The organism is Streptomyces sp. NPDC004539 (assembly GCF_040610055.1).
Taxonomy (GTDB): domain Bacteria; phylum Actinomycetota; class Actinomycetes; order Streptomycetales; family Streptomycetaceae; genus Streptomyces.
Genome location: NZ_JBEXLS010000018.1, coordinates 194,426 through 213,521 on the forward strand (window position 1 = coordinate 194,426; position 19,096 = coordinate 213,521).

Sequence of the window (19,096 nt, forward strand, 5' to 3'; positions counted from 1 at the left end):
CCGTACAACCCGGTCCCCGGCGCCCGCCCGGCGGGTCCGCCCCCCGCCGCTAGCCGTCGGCGTCGGCCGCCGCGACGTCCCGCAGGAGCTGTCCGAACGCCGCCTCGTCGACCACGGGCGTGCCGAACTGGCGGGCCTTGACGACCTTCGACGTCCCCGAGTCGGGGTCGTTGGTCACGAGGAGGCTGGTGAGCCGGGAGATGCTCGTGGAGACGTGCAGACCGGCCTCCACCGCCCGGTCCTCCAGCAGGTCCCGCTCGGTCGAGGTGTCCCCGGAGAACGCGATCCGCATCCCCTGCTTCAGCGGCTTGCCGTCCTCGAACCGCCCGGGGTTCGGGTACGGGCACGCGGGCCGCTTGCGGGCCGGCCGCCAGTTCGACGGCTGCCGGTAGCCGCCGCCCTGCCGCCCGATCCACGGCGCCGAACCGGACGACCCGGCGGCGCCGGGCGCGGGCCGGTCCTGCCACTCCGTCAGCGGACGGCACTCGTGCAGCGGCAGCCGCACGCCCCGCGCGGCGGCGGCCCGCAGACTCGGCCGGAACGCCTCCGCGAGCACCCGCGCGTCGTCCAGCGCGTGGTGCGCGCGCTGCTGCACGACACCGAAGTGCGCGGCCAGCGTCTCCAGCTTGTGGTTGGGCAGCGGCAGCCCCAGCTCTTTGCTCAGCACGATCGTGCACAACCGCTGCTTCACCGGTGCCTGGCGCTCCGCGCGCGCGTACTCCCGGGCGATCATCTGCCAGTCGAACACCGCGTTGTGCGCGACCAGCACCCGTCCGTCCAGCCGCCGCGAGAACTCCTCCGCGACCTCCGGGAAGAGCGGTGCCCCTTCGAGCACGTCGCTCGTCAGACCGTGAATCCACACCGGGCCCGGATCGCGTTCCGGGTTGACCAGCGTGTACCAGTGGTCCTCGACCTCCCCGCGCGCGTCCAGCCGGTAGACCGCCGCCGACACTATCCGGTCGTCCCGGGCGAGGCCGGTGGTCTCCACGTCGACCACCGCATACCCCTGCGGGTACGCGTCGGGCCAATCGGTGGGCGACGAGGCGGTGATCGTACGGTCTTCGAGCATGGTCCCTGAGGATACGGGCCCGGACCGACAGCCCGGTCCCGCACCCCGGAACGCCGGTGCCCGACGGATTTCCACGGCCAACTTCTCGTCGGTACACCGGCCGTGCCGCACCGTCAGCCACCACCGGTGCGCGCTTCCGCCTCATTCCGGCGTACCGTGAAAAAGCGCCCGTCGGGTGCGCCGAGATCCACCGGAACAGAGAAAGACCCTCCCCATGCGCGCAACCATCTTCCACGGCCCGTTCGACCTGCGTGTGGAGGACGTCCCCGACCCCGTCGTGCAGCTCCCGACGGACGCGGTGGTGCGGGTCCTGCGCGCGTGCGTCTGCGGCAGCGACCTGTGGTCGTACCGGGGGGAGACCGGGCGCAAGGCCGGCCAGAGGATCGGGCACGAGTTCCTCGGGACCGTCGAGGCGGTCGGCGCGGACGTGCGCACCGTGCGCGTGGGCGACCTCGTCGTCGTGCCGTTCGTGTGGTCCGACGGGGTGTGCGACCACTGCCGGGAGGGGCTGACGACGTCCTGCGAGCACGGCGGCTTCTGGGGCTCCGCCGGGTCCGACGGCGGCCAGGGCGAGGCCGCGCGCGTGCCCTACGCCGACGGGACGCTCGTCCGGCTGCCGAAGGAGGCCGTCTCGGACGACCGGCTGCTCGCCGCGCTGCTGACGCTGTCGGACGTGCTGGGCACCGGCCACCACGCGGCGCTCGGCGCGGGCGTGCGCGCGGGGGCGACGGTCGCCGTCGTCGGGGACGGCGCGGTCGGCCTGTGCGCCGTCCTCGCGGCCAAGCGGCTCGGCGCCGACCGGGTCATCGCCCTCGGGCGGCACGAGGCCCGCACGGACATCGCCCGGCGCTTCGGCGCCACGGACGTCGTCGCCGAGCGCGGAGAGGCCGCCGTGGAGGCCGTCCGCGCCCTCACGCGCGGGCAGGGCGCGCACGCGGTCGTCGAGGCCGTCGGCACCGAGCAGTCGATGCGTACGGCCCTGGACATCGCGCGGGACGGCGGCGCCGTCGGCTTCGTCGGCGTCCCGCACGGCAGCGGCACCGGCGTCGACCTCACCACGATGTTCAACCGCAACGTCGCCCTGCGCGGCGGTGTGGCGCCCGTGCGCGCGTACATCCCGGAACTGCTTCCGGACATCCTGGACGGCACGATCGACCCCTCCCCGGTCTTCGACCTCACCGTCGGCGTCGAGGACGTCCCGGCGGGCTACAAGGCGATGGACGAGCGGACGGCCCTCAAGGTGCTGATCACCAACGCGTGAGCCCGGGAGGGCCGTCACGCCGACACCGACGCCGCCGTCGGCCCGGTCGGGTTCCGGGGCGACGGCGGCGTGAGCGGGGCTACTTCTTGACGGCCTTCAGGGCGCTGACGACGCCGGCGCCGTAGAAGCCGTTGTAGTACTTACCGCCGACGCAGGTCGCGTCGACGATGCCGTCGCCGTTGCCGTCGTACGGCTCGGTCGGGCACGCCTGCTTGTCGGCCTGGGCCTTGAGGAGGGCGGTGAGCTGCGCGGGGTTCGCCCACGGGTGCGTGGACTTCAGGAGCGCGGCGACACCGGCGGCGTGCGGGGCGGCCATCGAGGTGCCCTGGAGGTAGCCGTAGGTGTTGCCCGGCAGCGTCGAGAGGATGCGGCCGTTCTTGGACGGGGTGTCCGGGATCTGGTACCGGTCGCCGCCGGGGGCCGCGACGTCGACCTGGCCGTAGCCGTACGTCGAGTAGTACGACTTGGTGCCCTTGACGCCGGTCGCGCTGACCGTGACCAGGCCCGGCAGCTGGGCCGGGACGTCGAGGCACTTGTGCGGGTCGATCGTCCGCGTCACCGGCGTGGTGTCGTTCGGGCTGGTGGCGTCCTCGATCGCGTCGGAGTCCAGGTCGTGGTTGGAGTTCCCGGCCGAGGCGATGCTCAGGGTGCCCTTGCGCATGGCGTAGCGCTGCGCGCGGTTCACCGCGTCGACGACGGCCTTCTGGTCGGGGTCGTCGAGGCAGTTGTAGAGGTACGGGTCGACGTAGTAGCTGTTGTTCGTGATCTCGACGCCGTGGTCGGCGGCGAAGACGAACGCGCAGACGACGGCCTCGGGGTAGAAGAACTGGCCGTCGCCCTGCGAGACCCGGATACCGGAGACCTTGACGCCCGGCGCGACCCCGGCGACGCCGATGCCGTTGCGCGCGGCGGCTATCTCACCGGCGACGTGCGTGCCGTGGTAGTGGCTCGGGTCGGCGGGCCGCCAGGCGCCCGGCGTGGTGTCGGCGACCCCGCCGACGCAGCTCGCGGACTGCGAGGCCGAGAAGTTGGGCGCGAGGTCGGGGTGGGTGTCGTCGACGCCCGTGTCGATGACGGCGACCGTGACCTTCTTGCTGCCCGGGTTGATCGCGGCGGCCTTGTCCGCGCCGATGGCGCGCAGGTCCCACTGGTCCGCCTCCATCGGCTCCTGGCCGGCGGTCGCGTCCGCGGCGAGCTGCGCGGCCTGTGCCTGCGTCAGCTTCTGGACCGCGCCCTCGTCGGTCGTCCCGGCCGCCGTCAGCGGGGCCGTACGGGTCGCGCCCGCCGACTGCACGCCGCGCGCCGTGCGTATCTGGGCCGCGAACGCGGGGTTCGCGGAGTGGGCGACGATGACGCCGATCCGGTCGTAGGTGATCACGACGGTCCCTCCCGCCGCCGTGACCGCCTTCTTCACCGACGCGATCGTGCGGCGGTCCACCTTCGTGTTGACGACGTACGTCAGCGTCCCGGCCTCAGCGGCCGTCGCACCGGCGGAGACCGGGGCCGGTGCCGCGGTGGCCGCCGTCGGCAGGAAGCCGAGGGAGGCGGTGAGCGTCAGCACGAGCGGCACGGCGAGCGCGAGGCGTCGTCTGGAAGGCAGATGAGCCATGGGATCTCCACATCATCCGGGTATGGCGAGACACCGGGCGCGAGGTCCGCGTCCGGGCAGGTACATGACTAGTGGTGCGGTCCCGAAGCTATCCGCCCAACTCGCCTCACAGCAATGACTTCCGGAGACCGCGTTCCGGAATCCGGGCACCTCGCGGGGCCGTCGAATCCCCCGGACGTCAACTTTCGAAACAACCCGAACGAGTTGAACCGGCCTCAACGCGGCGCCGTGACCTTGGGCAGGAAGCCCGGGGCCGATCGAGCTTCCGTCGTATGCCTGTACATATATGCCTGTACGTCCGTTAGATCCGACCTTCGCAACGCGAGGAGACTCCGTGGCCACCGAGACACCGCCCCCTTCGAAGATCCCAGCGCAGCGCCCCTCGGCCGAGGAGTTCGAAGCGGTGCAGGAGAGCGCGGAATTCGGTGAACTGCGCCGCTCCTACCGCTCCTTCGCCTTCCCGCTGACCGTCGGCTTCATCGCCTGGTACCTGCTGTACGTCCTGCTCTCCAACTACGCGGGCGATTTCATGGGCACCAGCGTCGTGGGCAACATCAACGTCGCCCTCGTCCTCGGTCTCGCCCAGTTCCTGACCACGTTCCTCATCGCCTGGTGGTACGCGCGCACCGCCGCCGCCAAGTTCGACCCCAAGGCCGAGGCGATCAAGACCCGGATGGAGGGCGTCGAATGAGCCCCATGATGAGCACGCTCGCGGCCGGTGGCGCGGCGAGCGAACACCGCACCCTGATCATCTGCCTGTTCTCGGCGTTCGTCGTCGCCACCCTCGTCATCACCGTCTGGGCGGGCCGCCAGACCAAGGACGCGGCCGACTTCTACGCGGGCGGACGCCAGTTCACCGGTTTCCAGAACGGCCTCGCCGTCGCCGGCGACTACATGTCCGCCGCCTCCTTCCTCGGCATCGCCGGCGCGATCGCCCTCTTCGGATACGACGGCTTCCTCTACTCCATCGGGTTCCTGGTCGCCTGGCTCGTCGCCCTCCTCCTGGTCGCCGAACCCCTGCGCAACTCCGGCCGCTACACGATGGGCGACGTCCTCGCCTACCGGATGCGCCAGCGCCCCGTCCGCACCGCGGCCGGCACCTCCACCATCGTCGTCTCGATCTTCTACCTGCTCGCGCAGATGGCCGGCGCCGGCGTCCTCGTCTCGCTGCTGCTCGGCATCACCACCGACGGCGGCAAGATCGCCATCGTCGCCCTGGTCGGCGTCCTGATGATCTTCTACGTCACCATCGGCGGCATGAAGGGCACCACCTGGGTCCAGATGGTCAAGGCCGTCCTCCTCATGGCGGGCGCCCTGCTGCTGACCTTCCTGGTGCTCCTCAAGTTCAACTTCAACATCTCCGACCTGCTCGGCACCGCCGCCGACAACAGCGGCAAGGGCGCGCCGTTCCTGGAGCCGGGCCTCAAGTACGGCCTCACCGGCACCACCAAGCTCGACTTCATCTCCCTCGGCATCGCCCTCGTCCTCGGCACCGCCGGTCTCCCGCACATCCTGATCCGCTTCTACACCGTGCCGACCGCGCAGGCCGCCCGGAAGTCCGTCCTGTGGGCCATCGGCCTCATCGGCGCCTTCTACCTGATGACCCTCGCCCTCGGCTTCGGCGCGGCGGCCCTCATCAAGCCCGACGAGATCACCGCCTCCAACAAGGCGGGCAACACGGCCGCGCCACTCCTCGCCCTCCATCTGGGCGGCGTCGACTCCAACTGGGGCGCGATCCTGCTCGCCACGATCTCCGCCGTCGCCTTCGCGACGATCCTCGCGGTGGTCGCGGGGCTCACGCTGGCCTCCTCGTCGTCCTTCGCGCACGACATCTACGCCAACGTCATCAAGAAGGGGAAGGCCAGCGAGAAGGACGAGATCCGCGCCGCCCGCTGGGCCACGGTCGGCATCGGCGCGGTATCGATCCTGCTGGGCGCCCTCGCCCGGGACCTGAACGTCGCGGGCCTCGTCGCCCTCGCCTTCGCGGTCGCCGCCTCCGCGAACCTGCCGACCATCCTCTACAGCCTCTTCTGGAAGCGGTTCACCACCACCGGCGCCCTCTGGTCGATCTACGGCGGCCTCGTCAGCGCCGTCGGCCTGGTGCTGTTCTCGCCGGTCGTCTCCGGCAAGGCCACGTCGATGTTCCCGGACGTCGACTTCCACTGGTTCCCGCTGGAGAACCCCGGCATCATCTCGATCCCGGTCGGCTTCCTCCTCGGCATCGTCGGCACCTACCTCTCGAAGGAGGAGCCCGACGCGAAGAAGTACGCCGAGCTGGAGGTCCGCTCCCTCACGGGCACCGGCGCGCACTGACGCCGACGCCCGTCCCCACGAAGGGCCGTGCCGCACCCCCTCCGGCGGCGCGGCCCTTCGCACGTCCGGGGCCGGCGGCATTCGATCGTTGTCAGTGGCGTCACGTAGGCTCGCGGGTAACGGAAAGGCAATTCCGCGAAGGCGGGTCCATGACGAGAGGGAGGGGGCCCAGATGCTCATCGACACCTACGGCCGGACGGCCACCGACCTCAGGGTCTCCCTGACGGACCGCTGCAACCTGCGGTGCACGTACTGCATGCCCGAAGAGGGCCTGCAATGGCTCGCCAAACCCGACCTCCTCACGGACGACGAGATCGTCCGCCTGATCGACGTCGCCGCCCGCCTCCTGGGCATCGAGGAGGTCCGCTTCACCGGCGGCGAACCCCTCCTGCGCCCCGGCCTCGTCGGCATCGTCGAGCGCGTCGCCGCCCTGCGCCCCCGCCCCCGCATGTCCCTCACGACCAACGGCATAGGTCTACGGCGCACCGCCGCCGCCCTCAAGGCCGCCGGCCTCGACCGGGTCAACGTCTCGCTGGACACGCTGCGCCCCGACGTCTTCAAGACCCTCACCCGCCGAGACCGCCACCAGGACGTCCTGGCCGGCCTGGCCGCGGCGAGCGACGCGGGCCTCACCCCCGTCAAGGTCAACACCGTCCTCATGCCCGGCCTCAACGCCGACGAGGCCCCCGACCTCCTCGCCTGGGCCGTCGAGCACGCCTACGAACTCCGCTTCATCGAGCAGATGCCGCTGGACGCCCAGCACGGCTGGACCCGCGACGGCATGGTCACCGCCGGCGACATCCTCGCCTCCCTGCGCACCCGCTTCGACCTCACCCCGCAGACGCCGGACGACCGCGGCTCGGCCCCCGCGGAACGCTGGCTGGTCGACGGCGGCCCCCACAAGGTCGGCGTCATCGCCTCCGTCACCCGCCCCTTCTGCGGCGCCTGCGACCGCACCCGCCTCACCGCCGACGGCCAGATCCGCACCTGCCTGTTCGCCCGCGAGGAGACGGACCTGCGCGCGGCCCTGCGCGGCGACGCGACGGACGAGGAACTCGCCGAGATGTGGCGCGTGGCGATGTGGGGCAAGAAGGCGGGCGCGGGGCTGGACGACCCGACGTTCGTGCAGCCGGACCGGCCGATGTCGGCGATCGGCGGCTAGCGGGGAGGCGGGCCGGTCAGGCAGGTCGGTCAGGCAGGCTGGTCAGGCCCCCTCGGGGGCTTCCCACTCCTCGAACGCGACGACGTCCTTGAGGAAACCCCGTACCCCGAGGAACTGCGAGAGATGCTCCCGGTGCTCCTCGCACGCCAGCCACGTCTTGCGCCGCTCCGGCGTGTGGAGCTTCGGGTTGTTCCAGGCCAGCACCCACACGGCGGCCGTGCGGCAGCCCTTGGCCGAGCAGATGGGGGTTTCGTCGATCACAGCGCCGTCTCACAGACCCGTACACAAAAAGGCGACGCCGAGCAGCCACGGGGGGAGCTGCCCGGCGTCGGTCCGTCGCTCCGACGGGGGATGCGGAGCGCGTAGGAAGTATGTCACGGCACAGCGCCCGTATGGCACCGGAACAACATGATTGATCTGAGCTTTTCCTGAGCCTTGTCCACAGCCAACGCAAAGTGCGTTCACTGTTACCGCCCGGTAGCACCCGATCCCGCGTCCTCCGTCGAGGATTCCGGAGTGGGTTCCGGAGTACGTTCCGGAGCGGATTCCGGCGCCGCGAGCTGCGGCCGGCCCGGCGACGGGACGAACGTGGACGGAAGCCCCGGCGCGTTCTCCCGCCCCGCGTTGGCGACGACCACCGCGATGTACGGCAGGAGGATGCCGAGCGCCAGCGCGACCATCGCGACATGCCGCTCCACGTTCCACAAGGACGCCGCGAGCACCACCGACACCGTCCGCACGGACATCGAGATGATGTACCGCCGCTGCCGGCCCCGCACGTCGTCCTGGAGACCCTGCCGTGCCCCGGTGATCCGGAACACCTGGCCGTTCCCCTCGGCACCCTGCTTCCGCATCACATTCCACCGTCCGCCCGCTACGACTCCCCCCGGGCGCGGAACCGGCCCCCGGGCGTCTTCCACGTTACGCCGCACCTCCGCCGCCTTCGAGCCCGGGGCACCTCCCGGCCGGGCGATCCCGCTGCGCCGGACCGGGTACCCGGATCTCGACATGCGGCGTACCGCGACCGGACCGACACTGGGGGCAATGCTCACGTCGATCCGTACAAGGAGGCAGCCATGGGCTGGTTGTGGGCGATCATCGTGGGGTTCGTGCTGGGTCTGCTCGCGAAGGCGATCATCCCGGGCAAGCAGCACAGCCCTCTCTGGCTGACCACCATCTTCGGCATCCTCGGCGCGATCGTCGGCAACGCCCTCGCCCGCGCCGTCGGCATCGACGCCACCCGAGGCATCGACTGGGGCCGCCACGCCTTCCAGCTGATCGCGGCCGTCGTCATCGTCTTCCTGGGGGACATGGCGTACTCGGCGACGCTGGGCAGGAACAAGCAGAGAACCTGACAGGAGGAAAGGCGGCTCCCGGTTCCGGGGGCCGCCTTTCCGTCGTACGGGGGCTCAGCCGGTGAACTCCACCGCCGCGAGGTTCTTCTTGCCGCGCCGCAGCACCAGCCACCGCCCGTGCAGCAGGTCCTCCTTCGCCGGTACGGCGTCCTCGGAGGCGACCTTCACGTTGTTCACGTAGGCACCGCCCTCCTTGACGGTCCGCCGCGCCGCCGACTTACTCGCCACCAGCCCCACCTCCGCGAACAGATCCACGGCGAGCCCCAGCTCGGAGACCTGGACGTGCGGCAGCTCGGAGAGCGACGAGGCCAGCGTCTTCTCGTCCAGCTCCGCCAGCTCCCCCTGCCCGAACAACGCCTTGGACGCGGCGACCACGGCCTCCATCTGGTCCGCACCGTGCACCAGCGTCGTCAGCTCCTCCGCCAGCGCCCGCTGAGCCGCCCGCGCCTGCGGACGCTCCTCGGTCTGCCGCTCCAGCTCCTCGATCTCCTCACGGGAGCGGAAGCTGAAGATGCGCAGGAACTTGGAGACGTCCCGGTCGTCCGCGTTCAGCCAGAACTGGTAGAACGCGTACGGCGTCGTCATCTCCGCGTCGAGCCAGATCGTCCCCGACTCGGTCTTGCCGAACTTCGTGCCGTCCGCCTTCGTGATCAGCGGGGTGCCCAGCGCGTGCACCTCCGCCTGCGGCTCGACCCGGTGGATCAGGTCCGTGCCCGACGTGAGGTTGCCCCACTGGTCGCTGCCGCCGGTCTGGAGCGTGCAGCCGTAGCGGCGGTACAGCTCCAGGAAGTCCATGCCCTGGAGGATCTGGTAGCTGAACTCCGTGTAGCTGATGCCCGCGTCGGAGTTGAGCCGCCGGGAGACGGCCTCCTTCGCGATCATCTTGTTGACCCGGAAGTACTTGCCGACGTCCCGCAGGAACTCGATCGCCGACATGCCCTGCGTCCAGTCCAGGTTGTTGACCATCCGCGCGGCGTACGGCCCCTCGAAGTCGAGGAACCGCTCGATCTGCCCGCGCAGCCGCTCCACCCAGCCGGCCACCACCTCGGGCGCGTTCAGCGTGCGCTCCGCCGTCGGCTTCGGGTCGCCGATCAGACCCGTCGCCCCGCCGACCAGGCCGAGCGGACGGTTGCCGGCCCGCTGGATGCGCCGCATCGTCAGGATCTGGACGAGGTTGCCGAGGTGCAGGCTGGGCGCGGTCGGGTCGAAGCCGCAATAGAACGTGACGGGACCGTCCGCGAACGCCTTGCGCAATGCGTCCTCGTCAGTGGAGAGGGCGACCAGCCCACGCCACTTCAGTTCGTCGACGATGTCCGTCACGGTTCTCTTGTCTCCTCGCGGTGTACCGGTAATCAGGTACGAGGTTATACGCCCTGACTGACAGAGCTCATATTGAAATCCGGCACCCGCAGCGCCGGCATCGCCGCCCGCGTGAACCAGTCGCTCCACTCGCGCGGCAGCGTCTTCTCCGTCCGCCCCGCCTCCGCCGCCCGCCCGAGCAGGTCGACCGGCGACTCGTTGAACCGGAAGTTGTTGACCTCGCCGACGACCTCGCCGTTCTCGACGAGGTACACGCCGTCCCGGGTGAGCCCCGTCAGCAGCAGGGTCGCCGGGTCCACCTCGCGGATGTACCAGAGGCAGGTCAGCAGCAGCCCGCGACCGGTCGCCGCGACCATCTCGTCCAGGGACTGCGAGCCGCCGCCGTCCAGGATGACGTTGTCCCCGGCGGGCGCGACCGGCAGGCCCGTGAGGGCGGCGCTGTGCCGGGTCGTGACGAGGTTCTTCAGCTCGCCGTTCCCGACCCACTCCGTGGCCCGGACGGGCAGCCCGTTGTCGAAGACGGACGTGTCACCGCCGGAGGAGTGCGCGATGACGAACGGCGCCGATTCGAGGCCCGGCTCGTGCGGGTCGCTGCGCAGCGTCAGCGGCAGCTCGGTGAGCCGCTCGCCGAGCCGCGTCCCCCCGCCCGGCTTCGAGAACACCGTCCGCCCCTCGGTCGCGTCCCGCCCCGACTGCGACCACAGCTGGTAGATCAGCAGGTCGGCGACGGCGGTCGGCGGCAGCAGCGTCTCGTACCGCCCGGCGGGCAGCTCGATACGCCGCTGCGCCCAGCCCAGCCGTACGGACAGCTCGGCGTCCATCGCCGCCGGGTCGACGTCCTTGAAGTCCCGGGTGGAGCGCCCGGCCCACGCCGAGCGGGTGCGGTCGGGGGACTTGGCGTTCAGCTCCAGCGTGCCGTTGGGCTGGTCGTGCCGGAGCCTGAGGCCCGTCGAGGTGCCCAGGTACGTCGAGACCAGCTCGTGGTTGGCGAACCCGTACAGCTCGCGCTTCCCCGCCCGCGCGCGGGCGAACGCCTCGCCCAGCGCCGGCGCGAAGTCCGCGAACACGGCCGAGGACGTCTCGGCGGGCGCCTCCGTGAACTCCGGGGAGGCGGGCGTGCCGGACACCAGCGGGCGCCCGTCCTCTGCGGGGCCGGCCGCGCGCGCGGCGTCCTCGGCGGCGCGGACGAGGGACTCCAGCTCGTCGGCGGTGACGGCGGCCCGAGTCACCACGCCCGACGCGGTGCCCTCCTGGCCGTCGACCGTCGCGATCACCGTCAGCGTCCGCCCGCGCGTGACCCCGTTCGTCGTCAGCGCGTTGCCCGCCCAGCGCAGGTTCGCCGACGACTGCTCGTCCGCGATGACGACACACCCGTCGGCCCGCGACAGCTCCAGCGCCCGCTCGACGATCTCGTGCGGCTTCTTCACGGCGGCACTCATCGCCCGGCCTCCTGCGTCGTGTTCAAAATGTTGACACCCTTGAAAAGGGCGGACGGGCAGCCGTGGGACACCGCAGCCACCTGGCCCGGCTGGGCCTTGCCGCAGTTGAAGGCGCCGCCGAGGACGTACGTCTGGGGGCCGCCGACGGCCGTCATCGAACCCCAGAAGTCGGTGGTCGTGGCCTGGTAGGCGACGTCCCGGAGCTGGCCGGTGAGGCGGCCGTTCTCGATGCGGAAGAACCGCTGCCCGGTGAACTGGAAGTTGTAGCGCTGCATGTCGATCGACCAGGAGCGGTCGCCGACGACGTAGATGCCCCGCTCGACACCCCCGATGAGGTCCTCGGTCGACATGCCCGCCGGGTCCGGCGCCAGCGACACGTTCGCCATGCGCTGCACCGGCACGTGCCCCGGCGAGTCGGCGTACGCGCACCCGTTGGACCGCCCGAGCCCCGTCAGCTTCGCGATGCGCCGGTCGAGCTGGTACCCGACGAGCGTGCCCTTCTTCACGAGGTCCCAGGACTGGCCCTTGACGCCCTCGTCGTCGTACCCGACCGTCGCGAGGCCGTGCTCGGCGGTGCGGTCGCCCGTGACGTTCATCAGCTCGGAGCCGTACCGCAACTTGCCGAGCTGGTCGAAGGTGGCGAAGGAGGTGCCGGCGTAGGCGGCCTCGTAGCCGAGCGCGCGGTCCAGCTCCGTGGCGTGGCCGATGGACTCGTGGATCGTCAGCCACAGGTTGGAGGGGTCGACGACGAGGTCGTACAGACCCGCCTCGACGCTCGGGGCGCGCATCTTCTCGGCGAGCAGCGCCGGGATCTCGTCCAGCTCGGTGTCCCAGTCCCAGCCGGTGCCCGTCAGGTACTCCCAGCCCCGGCCGGCCGGCGGGGCGAGCGTGCGCATCGAGTCGAACTCGCCGCTGGAGCCGTCCACGGAGACGGCCGTGAGCTGCGGGTGCAGCCGTACGCGCTGCTGCGTGGTGACCGTGCCGGCGGTGTCGGCGTAGAACTTGTTCTCGTGGACGGTCAGCAGCGAGGCGTCCACATGGTCGACCCCGTCCGCCGCGAGCAGCCGCCCGCTCCACTCCCCGAGCAGCCCCGACTTCTCCTCGTCCGGCACGGAGAACGGGTCGATGTCGTACGCCGACACCCACGTCTTCTCGGCGTGCACCGGCTCCGCCGCCAGCTCGACCCGCTCATCGGACCCGGCGGCCTTGATGACCTGCGCGGACAGTTTGGCCATCGCGACGGCCTGCGAGGCCACCTTCGCCGCCGCGTCCATGCTCAGATCGACCCCGGACGCGAACCCCCACGTCCCGCCGTGCACGACCCTGACCGCGTACCCCAGATCCGTCGAGTCCGACGACCCCGCCGGCCGACCGTCCCTGAGCCGCCACGCCGCACTCCGCACCCGCTCGAACCGGAAGTCCGCGTGCTCGGCCCCCAGCGCCCGCGCCCGCGCGAGCGCCGCGTCCGCGAGGGCCCGTAGAGGGAGGGCCAGGAACGATTGATCGATCTCATGAGGCACGAGTGGGGTCCCTTCGGGGTGCACGCCTGTGATGACCGTCGCAGGCAGTGAATCATGTCCCACAGCCCGCGCTCCCTCGAAATCCCGCCCCCGCCAAGGACGTCGACGCCGACTGTAGGAACCCCACAGACAGGTTCATGACCCACTGTCGGTGCCCGAATGTCCGTGAAAGGGGCCGGGCGGATAGGTTTTCGGGGAAGCCGCCTGTCAGCCGACTGTCCGGGCGGATGTGTCAGACCCCTATCGAAAGGGTGATCCGTTGAGCCGCTCGGTTCTCGTCACCGGAGGCAACCGGGGCATCGGCCTCGCCATCGCCCGCGCATTCGCCGACGCCGGCGACAAGGTCGCGATCACGTACCGCTCGGGTGAGCCTCCGGAGGGCTTCCTTGCGGTGAAGTGCGACATCACCGACCCCGAGCAGGTCGAGCAGGCGTACAAGGAGATCGAGGAGCAGCACGGCAACGTCGAGGTCCTGATCGCCAACGCCGGCGTCACCAAGGACCAGCTCCTGATGCGTATGTCGGAGGACGACTTCACGTCGGTCATCGACACCAACCTCACGGGCACCTTCCGGGTCGTCAAGCGCGCCAACCGGGGCATGCTGCGCGCCAAGAAGGGCCGCGTCGTCCTGATCTCCTCGGTCGTCGGCCTGTACGGCTCGCCGGGCCAGGCGAACTACGCCGCGTCCAAGGCCGGCCTCGTCGGCTTCGCCCGCTCCCTCGCCCGCGAGCTGGGCTCCCGCAACATCACCTTCAACGTCGTGGCCCCCGGTTTCGTCGACACCGACATGACCAAGGTCCTCACCGACGAGCAGCGCGCCGGCATCGTGTCCCAGGTGCCGCTCGGCCGGTACGCGCAGCCGGAGGAGATCGCCGCGACGGTGCGGTTCCTCGCCTCCGACGACGCCTCGTACATCACTGGAGCCGTCATTCCCGTTGACGGCGGACTGGGAATGGGTCACTGATCACCATGAGCGGAATCCTCGACGGCAAGCGCGTCCTGATCACCGGTGTCCTGATGGAGTCCTCCATCGCCTTCCACACCGCCAAGCTGGCCCAGGAGCAGGGCGCCGAGATCATCCTGACGGCGTTCCCCCGGCCGACGCTGACCGAGCGCATCGCCAAGAAGCTCCCGAAGCCCACCAAGGTCATCGAGCTGGACGTCACCAACGACGAGCACCTCGGCCGCCTCGCGGACATCGTCGGCGAGGAGCTGGGCGGGCTCGACGGCGTCGTCCACTCCATCGGTTTCGCGCCGCAGGACGCGCTCGGCGGGAACTTCCTCAACACCCCGTTCGAGTCCGTCGCCACCGCCATGCACGTCTCGGCGTACTCCCTGAAGTCGCTCACCATGGCCTGCCTGCCGCTGATGCAGAACGGCGGCTCGGTCGTCGGTCTCACCTTCGACGCGCAGTACGCCTGGCCGCAGTACGACTGGATGGGCCCGGCGAAGGCCGCCCTGGAAGCGACCAGCCGTTACATGGCCCGCGACCTCGGCAAGCAGAACATCCGCTGCAACCTCATCTCGGCGGGACCGATCGGCTCCATGGCCGCCAAGTCCATCCCGGGCTTCAGCGACCTCGCCGCCGTCTGGGACCACCGCTCCCCCCTGGAGTGGGACCTCAAGGACCCCGAGCCGGCCGGCAAGGGCGTCGTCGCGCTGCTGAGCGACTGGTTCCCGAAGACCACGGGCGAGATCATCCACGTGGACGGCGGGCTGCACGCGATCGGAGCGTGACGCCGACGCTGGGCCGAGCGGGGATCTCGTTCTGAGGTGAGGGTGCGTTCCTGGGAGTTCCCGGGGCGCACCCTCGCTCGTTCGGCGTATCAGGCCGGGCGCCGCGCCCCGGTGGCGGGCCATGGTGGACGTACGCCCTGTCGAAGTACGTCCCTCCCGAGCCATGCCGAGGAGGTTCCCTTGTGCGCATGTCCCGCGGTGTCACCCCTGCGATAGCCGCCGTCGCCCTGCTGCTCGGTCTGCCGTACGAAGCGATGCCCCACGCGCGTGTGCGCGAACCGGTCGGCCACGCGCGCGTGGTGGAGCGGTTCGGCGCGGAGTGCCGTACCGGGGTGGACGGTTCACAGGCCGTCGCCTGGTGCCACAACCCCTACCCGGCCACCGACCGCGTCCGGCTGCACGTCGAGTGCGCCCGCTGGTGGGACGTCGACACGGACACGGCCCCCGTCGACACCGGCCCCGCCAGGACCGTACGGCTCACCGGGCGCTGCTGGAAGGAGATCCGCGCGGTGTGGGTCACCCACGCGCGCGGCTGAACCGGCACCCGAAGGCGTGCCCCGCGGCCTCCGCCGCCGCCCCCTGCGCGTCGCCCGCGCGGATCGCCTCGATCATCCGCGCGTGCTCGACGTACGACCCCGGCGACAGCTCGGGCCCCACGTCGTCCCGCAGGAAGTCCCGCAGCACCTCGCCCAGATCCGCGTACAGCGCGGTCATCGCGTCGTTGTGGGACGCCGCCACCACCGCGAGATGCAGCGTCGCGTCCGCCGCCACGAACGCCTCCCGGTCCCCGGACGCCCACGACTCCTCCCGCCGCGCCAGCAGCCCGTCCAGCTGCCGCAGATCCCTCTCGGTACGACGCTCCGCGGCCAGCCGCGCCGCACTGGACTCCAGGGCCGCGCGCAGCTCGGCGATGTGCCGGGGGTCGGCGTCGGCGAACCGGCGCTGCATCACCCCGGCCAGCTCGCTCGTCGCCACGACGTACGTCCCGGAGCCCTGCCGGATGTCCAGCAGCCCGTTGTGCGCCAGCGCCCGCACCGCCTCCCGGACGGTGTTGCGGGCCACGCCCAGCTGATCGACCAGCTCGGGTTCGGTCGGGATGCGCGAGCCGACCGGCCACTCACCGGAGGTGATCTGCTGCCGCAGGGCGGCGATGACCTGCTCGGAGAGCGCGGAGCGGCGGGGATGGGTCAGGGCCATGGGACACCTTCGCACGAGCGGGGCACACGAAGCATGCGCAGAATCATCCTATGATTCTATGATGGGCGGCATGGCGAGCAAGACGACACGGACGACGGACCTCCCCCGGACGACGGCGACGGCACCCGGCGAGACGCGAACGCCCTCCACGCGCGCGTGGACGAAACGGCTCCTCGTCGCCGCGATCGTCCTGACAGCCCTCAACCTCCGCCCCGCCATCACCAGCCTCGGCGCGCTCCTCGAAGAGGTCCGCGACGGCATCGGCATGAGCGGCGGCGTCGCGGGGCTCCTCACCTCCGTGCCGCCCCTCTGCTTCGCCGTCTTCGGCGTGACGGCCCCCCGGCTCGCCCGCCGCTTCGGCGCGACGGCGGTCGTCGGCGCGGGCCTGGCCGCCGTCGCCGCCGGCCTCCTCCTGCGCCCCTACGTCGGCGGCGTCCCCGGCTTCCTCGCCGCCAGCGCCCTCGCCCTCATGGGCATAGCCGTCGGCAACGTCCTGATGCCGGTCGTCGTCAAACGCCATTTCCCGGACCGCGTCGGCCCCATGACCGGCCTGTACTCCATGGCCCTCGCCCTCGGCACGGCCACCGCGGCGGCGGTCACCGTCCCCCTCACCTCCGCGCTGGGCCAGGGCTGGCGCGTCGGCCTCGCGCTGTGGGCGGGGCTCGCGGCGGTGGCGGTGGTGCCGTGGGTGCTGCTCGCGCGGGGGCGTGCGGGGGAGAGGGACGGGACGCGCGGGGGAGCCGGGACGCTTGGGGAAGACGGGGCGCGTGCGGGGGAGTGGCTGGGCGATGCGGCACGCGCGCGTGAGGCCGCCGACGAGCGGTCCGGTGGCGTGGGGAGTGCGGGGCCGTCCAGGGGCGTCGGGGGAGGCGGCGGCGACGAGAGCCCCGCCCCGGAGAGCGCACGCGCGCGTACCGCGCCCGAAGCGGCCCCCCTGCGGATCACCCGGAGCCGTACGGCCTGGGCGCTCGCCGTCTTCTTCGGCCTCCAGGCGACCGGCGCCTACGTCACGATGGGCTGGATGGCGCAGATCTTCCGGGACGCCGGGGTGTCGGCGGGTACGGCGGGGCTGCTGCTCGCGGTGACGATGGTCCTCGGGGTGCCGCTGGCCTTCGTCATCCCCCGGCTCGCCACCCGGCTGCCCCACCAGGGCCCGATCGTGGTCGCCCTCGGCGTCTGCGGGCTCGCCGGATACGCGGGCCTGTACGTCGCCCCCGCCGACGGTGCCTGGGCCTGGGCCCTCCTCCTCGGCATCGCCAACTGCGCCTTCCCCCTGGCCCTCACGATGGTCGGCATGCGGGCCAGGACCGGCGCGGGCGTCGCCCAGCTCTCCGCCTTCGCCCAGAGCACCGGCTACCTCATCTCCATCCCCGGCCCCCTCCTGATCGGCGTCCTCTACCAGACCACCGGGAACTGGCACGTCCCCCTGGCCCTCATGGCCCTCCTCCTCATCCCCCAGACGGCGGTCGGCATCCTCGCGGGCCGCAACCGCACGGTCGAGGACGAACTGGCGCGCTGACGAGGCCGACGCCTCTGCCCCGTGACCGGCCCCGCCCCGACGGCGGGCGCTGCCCTCGTCGTCGGCCCCGCCTCCCGGCGAACCCCCATCTGGTCGGCGCCCCCGACCCTGTCGGCGAACCCTGAACCCCTCGGCGAAGCCCGACCCCGTCAGCGGCCCCGCCTCCCGGCGAACCCCGACGCCACCCCGCCCCGACCCTGAGACGACCCTGAGTCCCCGCACCCCCGCCCACGGCCCCCGAACCGCCCCGCCCCGACCCCCGGACGCCGCCCCTCCGCCCTCGGGTGCGAAACTGGCCGCATGCCTCTGCTCGACCCGAATCCGCAGAACGGCCAGCGGAAGATGCTCATCGTCTTCGGTTCGTTCCTCGCCATCTTCATCGTGATCGCCGTCATCGCCACGATCGCCTCGCCCTGATCGAGGGCCGCCCCGAGACCCCGGAAGGGTGGGGGTAACCCCCCATCCCCTAGGGGGTCAGGGTCAGGGTGAAGTGGGTGGAAGTCCGGATGGGCGAGGGCTTGCGTCCTGCGTACCTTCGAGATGTGGCCGCGAAAGGCGGTCACGGAACCACTCGAAGCGCTGCGGAGGACCTCATGCCGGCCCGTTCCCACACCCGCCCCCACCCGGCGACCACGGGCGGCGCGGACACCCACATCCCCTGGTGGGCCATCGCCCTCCCGGTCCTGGCCTTCTTCACCCTCCTCAGCCTCGTCCTCAACCCCGCCGACGCCCAGGCGGCGGCCACGCACCCGACCCTGACCCAACTCGTCGAGCGCGTCCAGCAGTTGATGGCCGGTTAGTTTCCCCCGCGCCGCACCGCCCCCACGGCCCGCGCGCGGTCTCCACCGCCCCGCGGCCCCGAAGCCCCCGCCCGAGACCCTGACCAGCTCCCGGCCGACCTCCGCCCGGCCGACCCGCTCCGCCCTCCTCGCAGGTCGCACACCCCCCGAGCCCCTTCCGCCCCGCCTGTCAACTACCCGAGCCCGGTGGCCTGTTTCATGCGAAGCTGGGAAGCATGAGCGTTGAAGAACCCCGCAAGATCGTCCTCCTCCGACACGCGAAAGCCGACTGGAACGACGGCGACGACCACGAGAGGCCCCTCGCCGAGCGCGGCCGGAAGGACGCCCCCGTCGTGGGCCGCAGACTGGCGGACGCGGGATTCAGCTTCGACCTGGCTCTGTGCTCCACCGCCGCCCGCACCCGGGAGACCTGGAAACTCGCGGTCCACGAACTCCCCGAGCGCCCGAGGACGGTCTACGAGGAGCGGATCTACGAGGCGTCCGTGGGCGAACTGATCGCGCTGCTGAACGAGACGCCGGACGACGTCCGCAGCCTGATCCTCATCGGCCACAACCCGAGCGTCCACGGCCTGGCCGACGCCCTCGCGGGAGAGGCCGACGGTGACACGCTCCCGCGGATGAACCGGGCCGGCTTCCCGACCTCCGCCTTCGCGGTCCTCACCTTCGAGGGCTCCTGGAAGAGCGTCGAGCACGGCGTCGGCCGACTGGTCGACTTCTGGACCCCGAACGCCTGACTGGCGTACCCGAGGGCCCGGTGCCGCTCACCGCGGCGCCGGGCCCTCGTCCGTACGAAGC

20 protein-coding genes are annotated in these 19,096 nt (G+C 71.5%); 12 read left to right on the forward strand and 8 right to left on the reverse strand.

The genetic code is table 11. The features are described 5' to 3' along the window. Positions 1 to 49: 49 nt before the first annotated feature. Complete coding sequence (locus ABZX85_RS32315; RefSeq protein ID WP_355876406.1) at positions 50 to 1,069, reverse strand: DEDDh family exonuclease; 1,020 nt, start codon at positions 1,067 to 1,069, stop codon at positions 50 to 52. Between the two features lie 214 nt (positions 1,070 to 1,283). On the opposite strand from ABZX85_RS32315, the gene ABZX85_RS32320 reads away from it, so the two are divergent. Continuing rightward, positions 1,284 to 2,330 carry a zinc-dependent alcohol dehydrogenase family protein gene (locus tag ABZX85_RS32320; protein ID WP_355876409.1) on the forward strand — a complete coding sequence of 349 codons (1,047 nt, stop codon included), beginning with the start codon at positions 1,284 to 1,286 and terminating at the stop codon, positions 2,328 to 2,330. A gap of 79 nt (positions 2,331 to 2,409) precedes the next feature. Here the strand turns inward: ABZX85_RS32320 and ABZX85_RS32325 are convergent, their stop codons facing one another. Further along, on the reverse strand, positions 2,410 to 3,939 hold the full coding sequence (locus ABZX85_RS32325) for a S8 family serine peptidase (RefSeq protein ID WP_355876412.1): 1,530 nt from the start codon (positions 3,937 to 3,939) through the stop codon (positions 2,410 to 2,412). Positions 3,940 to 4,273: 334 nt separating this feature from the next. Here ABZX85_RS32325 and ABZX85_RS32330 point away from each other — a divergent pair, with 334 nt between their 5' ends. The 3 genes from ABZX85_RS32330 to moaA all read left to right on the forward strand — a co-directional run bounded on the left by ABZX85_RS32330 (position 4,274) and on the right by moaA (position 7,414). Then, positions 4,274 to 4,630, forward strand: coding sequence for a DUF485 domain-containing protein (locus ABZX85_RS32330; RefSeq protein WP_355876414.1), 357 nt, complete (start codon positions 4,274 to 4,276; stop codon positions 4,628 to 4,630). Then, on the forward strand, positions 4,627 to 6,252 hold the full coding sequence (locus tag ABZX85_RS32335; protein WP_355876417.1) for a cation acetate symporter: 1,626 nt from the start codon (positions 4,627 to 4,629) through the stop codon (positions 6,250 to 6,252). Before ABZX85_RS32330 ends, ABZX85_RS32335 begins: the two co-directional genes overlap by 4 nt. Positions 6,253 to 6,424: 172 nt before the next feature. Continuing rightward, the gene (moaA, locus tag ABZX85_RS32340; RefSeq protein WP_355876420.1) at positions 6,425 to 7,414 is read left to right on the forward strand and encodes a GTP 3',8-cyclase MoaA; all 990 of its coding nucleotides are present in this window, start codon (positions 6,425 to 6,427) and stop codon (positions 7,412 to 7,414) included. A 42-nt stretch (positions 7,415 to 7,456) separates the two neighbouring features. On the opposite strand, the gene ABZX85_RS32345 is transcribed toward moaA, so the two are convergent. Both ABZX85_RS32345 and ABZX85_RS32350 read right to left on the reverse strand, forming a co-directional pair. After that, positions 7,457 to 7,675, reverse strand: coding sequence for a hypothetical protein (locus ABZX85_RS32345; RefSeq protein WP_355876423.1), 219 nt, complete (start codon positions 7,673 to 7,675; stop codon positions 7,457 to 7,459). 206 nt (positions 7,676 to 7,881) lie between these two features. Beyond that, complete coding sequence (locus ABZX85_RS32350; protein WP_355876426.1) at positions 7,882 to 8,268, reverse strand: DUF3099 domain-containing protein; 387 nt, start codon at positions 8,266 to 8,268, stop codon at positions 7,882 to 7,884. Between the two features lie 222 nt (positions 8,269 to 8,490). On the opposite strand from ABZX85_RS32350, the gene ABZX85_RS32355 reads away from it, so the two are divergent. Then, positions 8,491 to 8,769: a GlsB/YeaQ/YmgE family stress response membrane protein gene (locus ABZX85_RS32355; RefSeq protein ID WP_319734007.1), complete on the forward strand. Its 279-nt coding sequence runs from the start codon at positions 8,491 to 8,493 to the stop codon at positions 8,767 to 8,769. A 54-nt stretch (positions 8,770 to 8,823) separates the two neighbouring features. Here ABZX85_RS32355 and tyrS read toward each other — a convergent pair whose 3' ends face one another. Genes tyrS through ABZX85_RS32370 form a run of 3 tightly spaced genes read right to left on the reverse strand, consistent with a single transcriptional unit; the run spans position 8,824 to position 13,048 of the window. After that, positions 8,824 to 10,089 (reverse strand): tyrosine--tRNA ligase, encoded by a 1,266-nt coding sequence (gene tyrS / locus ABZX85_RS32360; protein ID WP_355876429.1) that lies wholly within the window; start codon positions 10,087 to 10,089, stop codon positions 8,824 to 8,826. A 44-nt stretch (positions 10,090 to 10,133) separates the two neighbouring features. Further along, on the reverse strand, positions 10,134 to 11,528 hold the full coding sequence (locus ABZX85_RS32365) for a metallopeptidase TldD-related protein (protein WP_355876432.1): 1,395 nt from the start codon (positions 11,526 to 11,528) through the stop codon (positions 10,134 to 10,136). Further along, positions 11,525 to 13,048 (reverse strand): TldD/PmbA family protein, encoded by a 1,524-nt coding sequence (locus tag ABZX85_RS32370; RefSeq protein WP_355876435.1) that lies wholly within the window; start codon positions 13,046 to 13,048, stop codon positions 11,525 to 11,527. The genes ABZX85_RS32365 and ABZX85_RS32370 overlap by 4 nt, the downstream gene beginning before the upstream one ends. A gap of 259 nt (positions 13,049 to 13,307) precedes the next feature. Between ABZX85_RS32370 and fabG the strand changes: the two genes are divergently transcribed. The 3 genes from fabG (at position 13,308) to ABZX85_RS32385 (ending at position 15,321) form a co-directional block, all read left to right on the forward strand. Next, a complete protein-coding gene (fabG, locus tag ABZX85_RS32375; RefSeq protein WP_355876437.1) occupies positions 13,308 to 14,012 on the forward strand; it encodes a 3-oxoacyl-[acyl-carrier-protein] reductase in 705 nt (234 codons plus the stop codon). A gap of 5 nt (positions 14,013 to 14,017) precedes the next feature. Then, a complete protein-coding gene (gene fabI / locus ABZX85_RS32380) occupies positions 14,018 to 14,785 on the forward strand; it encodes an enoyl-ACP reductase FabI (RefSeq protein ID WP_355876440.1) in 768 nt (255 codons plus the stop codon). 182 nt (positions 14,786 to 14,967) lie between these two features. After that, on the forward strand, positions 14,968 to 15,321 hold the full coding sequence (locus ABZX85_RS32385; RefSeq protein ID WP_355876443.1) for a hypothetical protein: 354 nt from the start codon (positions 14,968 to 14,970) through the stop codon (positions 15,319 to 15,321). Here the strand turns inward: ABZX85_RS32385 and ABZX85_RS32390 are convergent. Next, positions 15,302 to 15,982, reverse strand: coding sequence for a FadR/GntR family transcriptional regulator (locus ABZX85_RS32390; RefSeq protein ID WP_355876446.1), 681 nt, complete (start codon positions 15,980 to 15,982; stop codon positions 15,302 to 15,304). The genes ABZX85_RS32385 and ABZX85_RS32390 overlap by 20 nt on opposite strands. 70 nt (positions 15,983 to 16,052) lie before the next feature. On the opposite strand from ABZX85_RS32390, the gene ABZX85_RS32395 reads away from it, so the two are divergent. From ABZX85_RS32395 to ABZX85_RS32410, 4 genes are all read left to right on the forward strand, one after another. Then, a complete protein-coding gene (locus tag ABZX85_RS32395; protein WP_355876449.1) occupies positions 16,053 to 17,501 on the forward strand; it encodes an MFS transporter in 1,449 nt (482 codons plus the stop codon). 300 nt (positions 17,502 to 17,801) lie between these two features. Continuing rightward, on the forward strand, positions 17,802 to 17,918 hold the full coding sequence (locus ABZX85_RS32400) for an SGM_5486 family transporter-associated protein (protein ID WP_109362969.1): 117 nt from the start codon (positions 17,802 to 17,804) through the stop codon (positions 17,916 to 17,918). A 176-nt stretch (positions 17,919 to 18,094) separates the two neighbouring features. Further along, on the forward strand, positions 18,095 to 18,301 hold the full coding sequence (locus ABZX85_RS32405; protein ID WP_355876452.1) for a hypothetical protein: 207 nt from the start codon (positions 18,095 to 18,097) through the stop codon (positions 18,299 to 18,301). A gap of 215 nt (positions 18,302 to 18,516) precedes the next feature. After that, on the forward strand, positions 18,517 to 19,035 hold the full coding sequence (locus ABZX85_RS32410) for a histidine phosphatase family protein (RefSeq protein ID WP_355876455.1): 519 nt from the start codon (positions 18,517 to 18,519) through the stop codon (positions 19,033 to 19,035). Positions 19,036 to 19,096: the final 61 nt, after the last annotated feature.